The 12,619-nt window shown below is 60.4% G+C and carries 9 protein-coding genes; 4 read left to right on the forward strand and 5 right to left on the reverse strand.

All coding sequences use genetic code 11. From position 1 onward, the window contains the following. The first annotated feature begins 21 nt into the window (after positions 1-21). Positions 22-3,540: a transcription-repair coupling factor gene (gene mfd, locus VJV58_RS06580; RefSeq protein WP_324136530.1), complete on the forward strand. Its 3,519-nt coding sequence runs from the start codon at positions 22-24 to the stop codon at positions 3,538-3,540. Between the two features lie 4 nt (positions 3,541-3,544). Here mfd and VJV58_RS06585 read toward each other — a convergent pair whose 3' ends face one another. The 3 genes from VJV58_RS06585 to VJV58_RS06595 all read right to left on the reverse strand — a co-directional run bounded on the left by VJV58_RS06585 (position 3,545) and on the right by VJV58_RS06595 (position 8,132). Continuing rightward, positions 3,545-4,774, reverse strand: coding sequence for a GGDEF domain-containing protein (locus tag VJV58_RS06585; RefSeq protein ID WP_324136531.1), 1,230 nt, complete (start codon positions 4,772-4,774; stop codon positions 3,545-3,547). An 87-nt stretch (positions 4,775-4,861) separates the two neighbouring features. Continuing rightward, on the reverse strand, positions 4,862-6,361 hold the full coding sequence (locus tag VJV58_RS06590) for a class I adenylate-forming enzyme family protein (protein ID WP_324136532.1): 1,500 nt from the start codon (positions 6,359-6,361) through the stop codon (positions 4,862-4,864). A 4-nt stretch (positions 6,362-6,365) separates the two neighbouring features. Then, entirely contained in the window at positions 6,366-8,132 is a 1,767-nt protein-coding gene (locus tag VJV58_RS06595; RefSeq protein ID WP_324136558.1) for an extracellular solute-binding protein, read from the reverse strand. 346 nt (positions 8,133-8,478) lie between these two features. On the opposite strand from VJV58_RS06595, the gene VJV58_RS06600 reads away from it, so the two are divergent. Then, positions 8,479-9,270, forward strand: coding sequence for an invasion associated locus B family protein (locus VJV58_RS06600; protein WP_324136533.1), 792 nt, complete (start codon positions 8,479-8,481; stop codon positions 9,268-9,270). Positions 9,271-9,375: 105 nt separating this feature from the next. On the opposite strand, the gene hspQ is transcribed toward VJV58_RS06600, so the two are convergent. Together hspQ and VJV58_RS06610 are read right to left on the reverse strand one after the other, a co-directional pair. Beyond that, positions 9,376-9,708, reverse strand: a complete 333-nt coding sequence (hspQ, locus tag VJV58_RS06605; RefSeq protein WP_324136534.1) for a heat shock protein HspQ — start codon at positions 9,706-9,708, stop codon at positions 9,376-9,378. 88 nt (positions 9,709-9,796) lie between these two features. After that, entirely contained in the window at positions 9,797-10,996 is a 1,200-nt protein-coding gene (locus tag VJV58_RS06610; protein ID WP_324136559.1) for a UbiH/UbiF family hydroxylase, read from the reverse strand. Positions 10,997-11,081: 85 nt separating this feature from the next. Between VJV58_RS06610 and pcsA the strand changes: the two genes are divergently transcribed. Further along, positions 11,082-11,864 (forward strand): phosphatidylcholine synthase, encoded by a 783-nt coding sequence (gene pcsA, locus VJV58_RS06615; protein WP_414641427.1) that lies wholly within the window; start codon positions 11,082-11,084, stop codon positions 11,862-11,864. Continuing rightward, positions 11,861-12,586, forward strand: coding sequence for a TerC family protein (locus VJV58_RS06620; protein ID WP_324136535.1), 726 nt, complete (start codon positions 11,861-11,863; stop codon positions 12,584-12,586). Before pcsA ends, VJV58_RS06620 begins: the two co-directional genes overlap by 4 nt. The last annotated feature ends 33 nt before the right edge of the window (positions 12,587-12,619 follow it).

The following is a 12,619-nucleotide window of genomic DNA, read 5'->3' on the forward strand; positions in this document are numbered from 1 at the left end:
GTTCCGCGTGGATTCCGACGCATGAAGCAGCCTGCACGATCGCCGGCCGAATTGCTTGCCGCTGGCCGACCGTTGACCTTTGCGAATGTCGCTGAGGGCGCGGAAGGTCTGGTGATCTCGGATCTCGCTCGCGCCGTCGCCGCGAAAGCCCGGCCGCCGGCCGTCAGCCTTGCCGTGATCTGCCGGGATGGCCCGCGGATGCAGCAATTGGCGCGCGCGCTCGAGTTCTTCGCGCCGGATTTGCCGGTACTGCAATTTCCAGCGTGGGACTGCCAGCCTTACGATCGTGTTTCGCCGCATGGCGGCGTACTGGCCCAGCGTCTGACAACCCTGGCGCGGCTATCCCGGCTTGCCGGTACCGACAAGCCATTGATCGTGCTTACCACCGTGAATGCCATCGTGCAGCGGGTGCCTGCGCGCGAGACCATAGCAGCGCAAGCGCTCTCGGTTGCACCCGGCCATGTCGTACCCATGGACTCGATTGTGTCCTGGCTCGAGCATAATGGCTACAGCCGCTCATCGACCGTGCGGGAGCCCGGCGAATATGCCGTGCGCGGCGGCATCCTCGATCTGTTCCCGGCCGGGCTTGATCACCCGGTCCGTTTCGATTTTTTCGGGGACAGCTTGGAATCAATCCGCTCCTTCGATGCCGAAACGCAGCGCACGCTGCTCGACATGCGCTCACTTGATCTGGTTCCGATTTCTGAATTCCAGCTTGTGACCGAGACCATCCGCCGGTTTCGGATGGGCTATGTGGCAGCCTTCGGCGCTCCCGAACGTGACGATCCCTTGTACGAGGCTGTCAGTGAAGGCCGCCGTCACCCCGGCATGGAGCATTGGCTGCCGCTGTTTCAGGAGCGGATGGACACGCTGTTCGATTATCTGGACGGGGCACCCGTAGCGATCGAGCCGCAGAGCGAAGATGCGGCGCGCGAGCGCTTCAAGCAAATAGCCGATTATTACGAGGCCCGGCGCGAGGCCCTGGAACATCCCGGCGGCGGTGCTGTCTACAAGCCCCTCCCGCCCGATCGGCTCTATCTAATGCAACAGGAATGGACGACGCGTCTGGACCAATCCGCGCTGGCGCGATTAACGCCCTTCGCCATGCCGGAGGGCAGCACAAATGTGCTGGATGCCGGCGCACGGCAGGGACGCAACTTTGCTCCGGAACGTACCGATGGCTCCGTCAACGTATTCGAAGCTGTCGTCGCGCATGTGCAGGCCCTTCACGCCAGTCGAAAGAAGGTCGTGGTCGCTCTGTGGAGCGAGGGATCGCGCGACCGCATGAGCAGCATGCTGCGGGATCATAAGCTTGCCAATCTCACCAGCGTCAACACCTGGCGAACGGTCCAGGCCACGCCGCGCAATGAGACCATGCTCGCGGTGCTCGGAATGGAGTCCGGTTTCGAGACCGACCATGTCGCCGTCATCAGCGAGCAGGATATCCTCGGCGACCGGTTGGTTCGACCGCGCAAGCCCAGCCGCAAACTCGACAACTTCATCTCGGAAGTCACAAGTCTCGCCAGTGGCGATCTGGTTGTTCATGTGGAGCATGGAATCGGCCGCTTCGTAGGCCTCCAAACGCTCGAAGTCTCCGGTGCGCCGCACGATTGCCTGGAACTGCATTATGCGGCCGAGACCAAGCTGTTTCTGCCGGTAGAAAATATTGAACTCCTGTCACGGTACGGCTCCGACCACGCCAATGTCGAACTTGATCGGCTCGGAGGAAGTGGCTGGCAGGCGCGGAAAGCAAAACTTAAAAATCGCATACGTGAAATCGCGGGCGAACTAATCAAGATCGCAGCCGAGCGGCATCTGCACGAGGCGCCGAAACTGCCGGTGCAGCCTCACGTCTATGATGAATTCTGCGCGCGCTTTCCGTACGAGGAAACCGAGGATCAACTCGCGGCCATCAATGCGGCGCTGAAGGACCTCGAAAGCGGCCGCCCAATGGATCGGCTGATTTGCGGCGACGTCGGTTTTGGTAAGACCGAGGTGGCGCTACGTGCGGCATTCGCTACCGCGCTTGACGGCAAGCAAGTGGCGGTCGTGGTGCCGACAACCTTGCTTGCGCGCCAGCACAGCAGAACCTTCGCAGACCGGTTCCGCGGCTTTCCGGTTCACGTCGCGCAGGCTTCTCGCCTGATCGCGCCGAAGGAACTGACCCAGGTTAAAAAACGCATTGCGGAGGGCTCCGTCGATATTGTGGTCGGCACGCATGCGCTGCTCGGGAAATCCATAAAGTTCAGGGATCTCGGATTGCTGATTGTGGACGAGGAGCAGCATTTCGGAGTCAGCCACAAAGAGCGGTTGAAACAGTTGCGCGCCCAGGTACACGTGCTGACGCTGAGCGCAACCCCGATCCCGCGCACGCTGCAACTCGCACTGACGGGCGTGCGGGATCTTTCGATCATCGCTTCGCCCCCTGTCGACCGGTTGGCGGTCCGCACCTTTGTCGCGCCACACGATCCGCTGATGATCCGAGAGGCGTTGCTGCGCGAGCGCTATCGGGGCGGACAGGCATTTTATGTGGTGCCGCGGATCGAGGACTTGGCAGGGGTGAAGGAGTTCCTGGACAAGAATGTTCCGGAGATGAAGGTTGCGGTTGCGCACGGTCAGATGCCTCCGACCGTTATCGAAGACATCATGTCCGCCTTCTATGACGGCAAATATGACGTCCTGCTCTCGACGACGATCATTGAATCCGGCCTTGATATCCCCACGGCGAATACGCTGATCGTGCATCGGGCCGACATGTTCGGATTGGCTCAGCTCTATCAACTACGCGGACGGGTAGGGCGCTCGAAGCTGCGGGCCTATGCGCTCTTCACATTGCCGGCGCAACAGAAGATCACGGCGCAAGCCGAGCGTCGGCTCAAGGTGCTGCAGTCGCTTGAAACGTTGGGTGCTGGATTCCAATTGGCATCGCACGATCTGGATATTCGCGGCGCTGGCAATCTGCTCGGCGAGGAACAGTCCGGCCATATCAAGGAAGTCGGATTCGAACTTTATCAGTCGATGCTGGAGGAGGCGATTCTCAACCTCAAGGCAGGGGTGGTTGAACCGGCCGCCGATCGCTGGTCGCCGCAGATCACCGTCGGGATGCCTGTGTTGATACCGGAAGAATACGTTGCCGACCTGTCGGTGCGGCTGTCGCTGTACCGGCGGTTGGCTGACCTCGACACCGACGACGAAATCGAAAATTTCGCTGCCGAATTGCGTGACCGCTTCGGCGTGTTGCCGGATGAAGTGCGGTACCTATTCAAGGTGGCCACGATCAAAGCGTACTGCCGCCGCGCCAATGTCGAGAAGGTCGACGCCGGGCCGAAGGGCGCGGTTATCACCTTCCGTGATAATAAATTCGCGCAGCCGGACCGGTTGGTCTATTTCATCCGCCAGCACGGCCAGGCCGCACGCGTGCGCCCGGATATGAAGGTGGTGTTCTTTCGGGACTGGCAGACCCCAGAGGAACGTCTAACCGGCACCACCGAAATCCTGCTGCAGCTCGCCAACCTCGCCGAGGACCGCAAAGCCGCCTAGCAATTCACGACGCGGCGCGGTTGACCTGCTCGTAGAGCCGCGTCATCAGCGATTGTTCCGAATCCGAGGGCAACAGCGTCGCCACGGTGACCACCGGCCCCAGGGCCGTTTCGCGCTTGCTGTGACTGGTGTGACGTATCACGCTCGAGAGACGTCGCGCGACCATGTGAGCGGTCCGCAGATCGGTCTCGGCGAACACTACGATCACCGAGCCGTCCTCCTGCGCGGTACCGAAATCCATTTGCCGCATCAGCCGGCTGAGGATCCTTGCGCCGTCGAGTTGCGCGCGCGAGTTGTCTGGATCAAACGCGAAACGGGCGACCGACAATGCGCCGCCGCGCGACAATGTTTGACCAACGGCGTTGGCGAAATCCCGCTCGAATGCATGCCGCGCCAGCAAACCGGTTTTGGGATCAAGCAGGCCTCCTGCCTCGATGGACTTGAGCATCCGGCCCAAATGAACCTCGAAGGCGTGCTGTCTGATGAGCGGCAAGGCGTTCACGGCAACGCGCGCGGGCTCGGCGGAGATGATCTCGAGATTGGGCAGATCATAGGCCTGCGTCAGCGCATCAGACGTCAGCACAATCGGCAGATTGCGGAACCGCGCATCCTCGGCCAATACCGTGAGAAAAGCATGCTCGACGCGCGAACTGAAACCTGCACCGAGCACGATGCCATTTATATCGCGGGTGTTGAGATGCTTCGCGGCGGCTTCGATGCTGAGCGCGCCAACGACGCCCATCCGTTCGCCGCACGAAACCGAAAGCGATGGATAAGCCGCACCACGCCCGATCAAAAGCACGGTGGCATCCGCCACCGGATCGGTCTGGCCGAAGGTTGCGGCGACGTCAGGATCGGCGTCGATCCGGCGCAATACCGTGGAATGGAGCGTGCGTACCCGCAGCGCGGAGCGAAGCCGCGCGATCAGGCGATCCGAATTGCCGCCGATTTGGCCGCAGGGAATCGCGTTGTCGGGCAACGACGTGATCGCGTTGACCGCGATCAGCGGCACATAAGGTGTTATTGCGGCGATCTGCTTTGCGACGGCCTGGAGCTGCGGGTCGGTCGCTCCTTCCGACACCACGACTGCGGCTGGAGCCAGACGCGCCACAGCGCGCGAGGCGTCGGGCCAAGGAGTCACGATGAGGGGAAACAGCTTGGCCTGCTCAAGAGCGGCGGCGAACGATGGTCGGCCCGTGCTCGAAACCACAATTATTGGGCCTTGCAGGGACATTTCAGCACTCGGATCGACGCGATCGATGGAGCGCCAGAGCCTAATTCCTCGGCCTTAATGGTGCGTCAACGACTGATTCGCGCTGCACTAGGCCGGATTGGCACGGTCGCGAAACGCTTCCACCATCAGCGGGTTAAGCCCGAGTGCGTTGAGCGCGGCGCGGGCGCGCGCGTTGTCATGGGCGCGTCCGGCAAGTCGATGGCCGCTGAGGCGGTCGGGCAATGCCGTAAGCAGCGCGCCTTGCCCAAGCCGCCGCGCCCATTCCTGCAACTCGCCCGACAAGAACCGATAACCCCCGACCGCCATGATTCCGGACGGCGGCGAGGTGATGCAGATCGCTCCGGTCGAACGGTCGAGCCGCGCGGCGTATTCAGTGTCGACGAAGTCACGCGGCGGCTGCGCCACCAGGGATCCACTCGGCGGCGGAGGCGTATAAGCCGCGGGCGTCACCATGGCTCCCCTCAGCGCCAATGTCCCCTTTGGCGTCAAAAACACTTCGCCCGCGATCGTTGCGGCTGCGTCATCGTGTGGCGAGCCTTGTCGACCCGGCAGGATCGGTGCCGGCGAGCCATCGGCAATGCGGCGGGCGCCGAACATTCCCGCTTCACCGAACAGGTAAATGTCTGTGAGAACAACTTCCTCTGAAGCCCACACGGGGCTCGATGAGACCTGCTCGGGCGCGCGCCAGAGAGCGAAAATGTTACGTAAGCTCGGGAGACGTGAAGCCAGGTCGATGTCGGCCATCCGTAGCGCCATTTGGGCCGGCACGACCAGCGTTCCGCAGGATTGCTCCCTGATTTGCTGTTCAAGTACCTCGCTGTCGAACGGATGGTGCAGCGCCAGCGTGCCGCCGGTCAGAAGCCACAGCACCAGGGACGAAGTTATGCCCGCAAACGATGTGGGTGCGAACGCCGACATCACAATCGAGCCTTGCGGCAGTTCGCTTTGCAGCGACAAGGTGAGGCCGCCGGCTATCAGGTGCAGGTGGGTCCGCGGTATTGGCCGAAACCCGTCTGCTGTCACGTCAAATGAGATGATCGCCGCCTTGCGGCCATCCTCGACCACCGCGCGCGTGGTGGACGATGGATTTTCGAGTGCAGCTTCGAGTGAAGCCATGCCTTCCGGCAGTTCGGCGCCAAAGCCGCAGACATGCCGAATTGAAAACGCCTCGGCGGCGGCGTTCATCGCAAGGTCAGCGTGACTAATGCCGTCGATTTTACCCGTCGTCACGATCGCACGGGCGCCGGTCCGATTGAGCGCAACCGTCAATTCCGCCTGCCGCCAGAGCAGCGGAAAAACCGCAACAACCAGGCCAGCGCGGTGCGCCGCCAACATGGTCAACATGAGTTCGACCGTGTTCGGGAGCTGGATCGCGATAACTGAATTATTCGGCAAACCCGCTTCGATGAAGTGGGCCGCGAGCGCCGAGGTCGCGCGATCGGCTTGCGCAAAGGTGAGGCGTTTCGGGGGCTGGCCCGTGATGCGTTTCTTGTTGATGGGATCAATTAGGGCCAGCGCGTCCGGTTTGCGGCCCAGTATGCGTCGAAACAACACGTCGAGCGTCGGCGATACGCTGGTCTGGATCACGGCGTCACTTCGGTTGTTGCTCCGGCCTGGCCCACCAGGTCTCCGGGAGATATCCCGTCAACGCAGTAGCCTTTGGCCGTTCTATACGATTCCAGCGCGCGATCCATTGCTCTTGGACGCTAAACACTGGAATCGTATAAAAGCCAGACATCAGGATTCGGTCCAGTGCCCGCACGGCCGAAACAAAGGCGGGGTGCTCGCGAGCCTCAAGCATTGCCGCGATCATGACGTCGATCGCAGGGTCGCGCACCCCCATGTAGTTTCGCGTCCCCTGAATTCCGGCGGCCTCGCTGCCCCAGTAAAAGGACTGCTCATTGCCGGGCGAGAGCGATTGATCCCACCGGTTCTGGATCATATCGAAATCGAAACTGAGCTTGCGTTGGTCGAATTGAACCGCATCCACGGTGCGCACGGAGGCATCGATGCCGGCGCGCTTGAGATCGCGAATGTAAGCGAGCGCAATCCGCTCCTGGTCACGGGTGGTCACCAGAATTTCAAAGGTGAGAGGCTGCCTGGTCGAGCGCTGCCTCAGAATAGTGCCGTCAAGATCGTAACCGGCTTGAGATAATAGCGTCAGCGCAGCACGAAGCGTCACCCGGTCGCGCCCCGATCCGTCGGTGACAGGCAGGCGGTAGCTGCCGTCGAGGGTTTCGGAGGAAACATGAGTGAGGTAGGGCTTGAGGAGTTCACGCTCCCGCAGATTGGCGGGTCGGCCGTATGCCGACAGCTCCGAACCTGCGAAATAACTTGGAGAGCGGCCATAAAGTCCGAAGAAGAAATTCCGGTTGATCCACTCGAAATCGAACAGCTGCAGCAATGCCATGCGGACGCGAATATCCGAAAACATCGGACGGCGGGTGTTGAACACCAGGAATTCCGACGGACGCGGCGTTCCGGTCTTTATGCTCTCGCGGACCACGTCGCCATTGCGGACAGCCGGAAAATCATATCCTTGATGCCATCGCAGCGGTTCGGTTTCCACACGAAAGTCGTAGAGCCCGCGCTTGAAGGCCTCAAAGTAGCCGTTGGCCTCGCGATAGAAATCAAGCCTAACCTCGTCGAAATTCCACAGACCACGATTGACCGGCAGGTCGCGTCCCCAGTAGTCGGGATTTCGTGTCAGGGTTACGCTTGAGCCCGGTTTCACCGCGGTCACTCGATACGGCCCCGAACCGATCGGCGCCGTCATGGTGGTTTCCTCGAAGGTCGCTACGTCGGTGGCATGGCGAGGCAGCACCGGCATCAGGCCGAGGATCAGTGGCAGTTCGCGGTCGTTGGTGCTGCCGAAATCGAAGCGCACTGTCGAGGGATCGATCGCTTCGGCTTTGACGACCTTGGAATAATATTGGCGATGGTTTGGCCGCCCTTTGTCACGCAATAAGGCCCAGGAAAACAGCACGTCATCCGCGGTGACCACTTGGCCATCGGAGAAGCGCGCTCGGGGATCAAGATGGAACGCTACGTAGCTTCTGGCATCATCGGTCTCCACGCTCTTGGCCAACAGGCCATACAGCGTGAAAGGCTCGTCATAGCCCCGCGCCATCAGGCTCTCGACCACAAAGCCCCTGATTTGCTGCACGGCCAGGCCCCGCACGATCAGCGGATTGAGACTGTCGAAGGTACCGTGAATGCCCTGCACCAACCTCCCACCTTTGGGCGCATTCGGATTGGCGTAGGGCATATGAGAGAAATCGGCAGGCAACGCGGGCGAGCCGTGCATCGCTATCGCGTAGCTCTCGTTACGGGCCGGCTTTTCAGCGGCCAAGGCCATCGAGACGCCGAGAGCGAGTACGCCACCGATCCAACTTCGAAAGCACTTGCGCATGGAGAATGGCAACAGAGCACGTTGATTTGATTCGGGATCGTCCCTTCTTGCGTCTTACCATGCCCGGCAGCAGCGGGCCGCCATTTCGGGCACTTGCGACCTTCCCCAACGATGAAAGATGCCTGTCGGCATTGATCTTTTCGCCCGCCGCTGTATGAAGGCGTGCAATTCAGCAACACCGTCAGGGGCTGTCACGTATCCGCCTCAATTGGCTAGGAGACAGCCGCCCAAGCGGCCAGGTGTCGGTGCCTCCCGTGTTTTCAGGCACTCCCGTTCAGAAAGGGTTTCCGCGATGAATTTCCGTATCTTGGCCGCGCCGCTCCGGCCGCGTGGGCGGATTGTTGCCTTGCTTGCGGCGAGCGCTTTGGGCGCCGTGGCGTTGAGCCCCGATGTCCATGCCCAACAGCCACCCGCCGCGCCCAAAGCCAAGATCACGCCCAAGGCCGCGCCGAAAGCCGCTCCTGCGCCTGCTCCGGCCCAACAAGCCGCGCCAGCAGCCGGTGCTCCGGCAGCCGGCGCCCAGCCCCAGGAACAGCAGGTTCAACTCATTTACGCGCCCTGGACCAAGTTCTGTCTCAAAGGGCAGGATGCGAATGCGAAACAGGTTTGTTTCACTGGCAAGGACGGCCGGATCGAGTCGGGACAGCCGGTTATCGCCGCTGTGATCATCGAGCCGGAAGGAGAGCCGAAGAAAATCTTGCGGGTGACCCTGCCGCTCGGAATGCAACTGGTCCATGGAACCCGCATCATCGTTGACAGCAACGCGCCGCAGCAGAGCCCATATGTGATCTGCTTCGCCAATGGTTGTATGTCGGACTACGAAGTGACCCCCGAACTGCTCGCGAACATGAAGAAGGGTCAGAACCTGGTAGTGCAGGCGATCAACTCCAACGGCGCAGCGCTAACGTTGCCGCTGCCGCTGGCCGAATTCGCCAAAGCCTATGACGGTCCGCCGACCGATCCGAAGGTTTTTGAAGAAACCCAAAAGAAGCTGCAGGAAGAGCTGCAGAAACGCGCAGAAGAAACGCGCAAGAAGCTCGAGGCCGCTCAGCCGGCCGGCGCCGCTAATCCGGCTGCGAAATAACCCCACGCATTGTCTATCTCGCAATGAAAAAGGCGCCCAAGAGAGGCGCCTTTTTCGGTACGTGATCCCGGCTGCGAGCGGACGCAGGCGCGCTCGGAAAGGCCATCAATTCAGTGAGGGATTACGGGGACGGTAGCCACCCGCTTTGTCCTTAATGAATATCTCGGCGACTTGCGAATGCCGGATCGGCTCACCGGTGTCGTCTGGCAACAGATTTTGTTCGGAAACGTAGGCGACATATTCCGATTCCGAATTCTCGGCGAGCAAATGATAGAACGGCTGATCCTTGTGAGGGCGCACATCCTCCGGGATCGACAACCACCATTCCTCGGTGTTGTTGAATTCCGGATCGATATCGAAGATCACGCCCCGGAATGAAAATACCCGGTGACGTACGATCTGTCCGATCTGAAATTTCGCCGTACGCGTCTTAATCATATCTCGTCGAATAGACCATGATTGTGGCCGATGCTAGGGCCCAAGCTGTGAATTGTTGCTGCAGAGCCGCCGGTCAACGTTCCCTTGATCAGCCGGCGCGCCGTGTCGAGCGCCACGAGGGCGCCAGTCCTTCGCGCATCGCAAGCCGCCGAAGCGGACCCAATGCGCCAATCAAATGCAACCCGGCCGCACGCAACGACTGGACGGGCAGGAAATCGCTGAGCAGCGAGCGGTTAGCCAGATCGATGACGAAGGTGCGGCTCAACACATCACCACGGCGGGCCCAATTGTACCGTTCGAGTACGTTGGGCGAACCGGGGTCTTCGCCCGATGCGATGGCCTCGCGGACGATGCCGACAATATCGGCGGCGTCGCGTAACCCCATATTCAAGCCCTGAGCGCCGATTGGCGGAATTACATGCGCAGCGTCGCCAACCAGGGCGATGCGATTTTGCGCAAACTTCCCGAGTCTCTCAATGGCAAGCGGGAATAGATGACGTCCAGGCTCAACATGTACAGCACCGAGAATAGAGTGCGACCGTGTTTCCACGCACTCGGATAGTTCGTCATCTCCGAGCCCAAGCAGTCGCTCGGCTTCGCCCGGTGCTGCGACCCAGACCACGCTCGAACGCTCGCCGGGCAGCGGCACAAACACGCACGGACCCTGCGCGGTGTGAAACTCTGTCGAGACGTTTCGATGTGGTCGGGAATGACTGATATTGAAAGTCAGGGCCGCCTGATCGAGCTCGCGGCGCTTGACCGTTATTCCTGCCGCTTCACGGCATAGTGAGTGCCGCCCGTCGGCTCCCACGACGAGCCGCGCAGACACCGATTTTCGCTGGCCGGTGCCAATCACCACACGCGTATCGATAGGGCAGACGCTCTCGGCCTCGTCATCGAAGCGCGTCAGGGCCGGGAGTTCGGCGGCGCGTTCCTCCAGTGCCGCAAGGAGCAGGCGGTTTTCGACGTTGTAGCCAAATGCATCGAGCCCGATTTCATCACACGAAAACCGCACCTCGGGGGCGCGGATAAGCCGGCCGGTATCGTCGACCAGACGCATCGTCCGTAACCCCGCGGCCTTTTCCTTACAACGAGGCCAGACGTCGAGTTTTTGCAAAAAGCCAACCGACTCGCCCAACAAGGCGGTGGTGCGATTGTCGGCGTACGGTAGTCGGCGCGCGATCAACGCTGTAGTCGCGCCGGTCTGCGCCAACGCAATCGCCGCCGCCAAACCGGCAGGACCGCCGCCAACGATAGCGATATCGTACAATATCGATGAACTATCCATATCCGACAATTGACACTCCCGGGGGCATTTTCAAGTGCGCATTCCGCCGAAAAGGTTTCCGCGAGTTGCGCGGCGGAACGCCGCAATGACGCAAGTGCAAATGATGGCGATTCCTGATACTTGTGCCGAGCAGATGGACCAGAAAAACGAGCAGCAATCCTCGGTGGTTTCGCCGCAAATGCGGGCCGCCGCGTTTTCAGTACATATCTTTACCGCATTGGGGGCTGGCATAGCCCTGATAGCGCTGCTCGAGGCCGTACGCGAGCACTGGGCTGCGATGTTTGGTTGGCTGGGAGCCGCATTGATAGTGGATGCGCTGGACGGTCCAATGGCGCGACGGCTGGACGTCACACGCATGCAGCCGAACTGGTCGGGCGAGGTGCTCGATCTGGTTGTCGATTTTGTCACTTACGTGTTCGTTCCGGCCTACGCGATCGCCGCAAGTGGGCTGCTGGTGCCCGTAACCGCTCCGCTTTTGGGCGTTGGCGTTGTCGTTTCAGGCGCGCTCTATTTCGCCGACCGGCGCATGAAGGCCGATGACAATCATTTTCGGGGCTTCCCCGCGCTGTGGAATGCGGCGGCCTTCTATCTATTCCTGCTGCATTTACCTGCCGCGCTCTCCAGCCTTGCCGTCGCTATTCTGATTGTGCTGACGTTTGTACCCTTCAACGTGCTGCACCCGGTACGCGTTGTTCGTTTCCGTCCCCTCACGCTCTCATTGATTGCGGCGTGGGCGGTGCTTGCAATCATGACCGTAGCTTACGATTTTGAGGTGTCGCTGCTGGTAACTGTCGCACTGTGCGCCATCGCGGCCTATATCATCGGACTCGACTTCGTAATTCGTACCGCAAGATCCTTGTTCCGATGATCGACTTGTGGACCAGTCCAGAAGCCTGGGCGGCTTTGCTGACCTTGACTGCCTTGGAAATTGTTCTCGGCATCGACAACGTCATCTTCCTGTCGGTTATCGTTTCGCGAATCCCCGAACGGCAGGCGAAACGCGCGCGCCAGATTGGGTTGGCACTGGCGCTCGCTTTTCGGATCCTATTGCTGACCATCTTGGTATGGCTGATCGGCCTGACGCAAGACGTGATCACCATCAATGGCATGGGCTTTTCATGGCGCGATATCATTCTGATCGGCGGCGGGCTCTTTCTGATTGCAAAAGCAACGCATGAGATTCACGGCGAAGTGGAAGCGCATGATCCGCATCGTGGTCGGCAGCATCAGAGCCGTGCGTTCTTTTGGGTAATTCTCCAGATTGTAATCATCGACATGGTGTTCTCTCTGGATTCAATCATCACCGCGATTGGAATGGCGCAGGATCTCGAAATCATGATCGCAGCGGTCGTCATCGCCTGCGTGATCATGTACGCCTCGTCAGGGCCGGTGGCGCGGTTTGTAGCTGAACATCCCACCACTAAAATGTTGGCGCTGGCTTTTTTGGTGCTGATCGGAGTCGCGCTGGTAGCCGATGGATTCAAGTTTCACATCCCGCGCGGCTATATCTACTTCGCGATCGCATTTTCGGCCGCGGTTGAGTTCTTCAACGTGCTAGCCAAACGCAACCGCAGAGGAGCTGCAAAGTGAGCGATCCGCGAAGTGCCAGGCCTTGAGTTGACA

The organism is Bradyrhizobium sp., from assembly GCF_035273305.1.
Taxonomy (GTDB): Bacteria; Pseudomonadota; Alphaproteobacteria; order Rhizobiales; family Xanthobacteraceae; genus Bradyrhizobium.

Bases quoted from the DNA above. Each gene is read 5' to 3' on its own strand.
- mfd (WP_324136530.1), top strand. From the start codon at position 22: ATGAAGCAGCCTGCACGATCGCCGGCCGAATTGCTTGCCGCTGGCCGA.
- VJV58_RS06585 (WP_324136531.1), bottom strand. From the start codon at position 4,774: ATGTCCCTGCAAGGCCCAATAATTGTGGTTTCGAGCACGGGCCGACCA.
- VJV58_RS06595 (WP_324136558.1), bottom strand. From the start codon at position 8,132: ATGGCCTTGGCCGCTGAAAAGCCGGCCCGTAACGAGAGCTACGCGATA.
- VJV58_RS06600 (WP_324136533.1), top strand. From the start codon at position 8,479: ATGAATTTCCGTATCTTGGCCGCGCCGCTCCGGCCGCGTGGGCGGATT.
- hspQ (WP_324136534.1), bottom strand. From the start codon at position 9,708: ATGATTAAGACGCGTACGGCGAAATTTCAGATCGGACAGATCGTACGT.
- VJV58_RS06610 (WP_324136559.1), bottom strand. From the start codon at position 10,996: ATGGATAGTTCATCGATATTGTACGATATCGCTATCGTTGGCGGCGGT.
- pcsA (WP_414641427.1), top strand. From the start codon at position 11,082: ATGACGCAAGTGCAAATGATGGCGATTCCTGATACTTGTGCCGAGCAG.
- VJV58_RS06620 (WP_324136535.1), top strand. From the start codon at position 11,861: ATGATCGACTTGTGGACCAGTCCAGAAGCCTGGGCGGCTTTGCTGACC.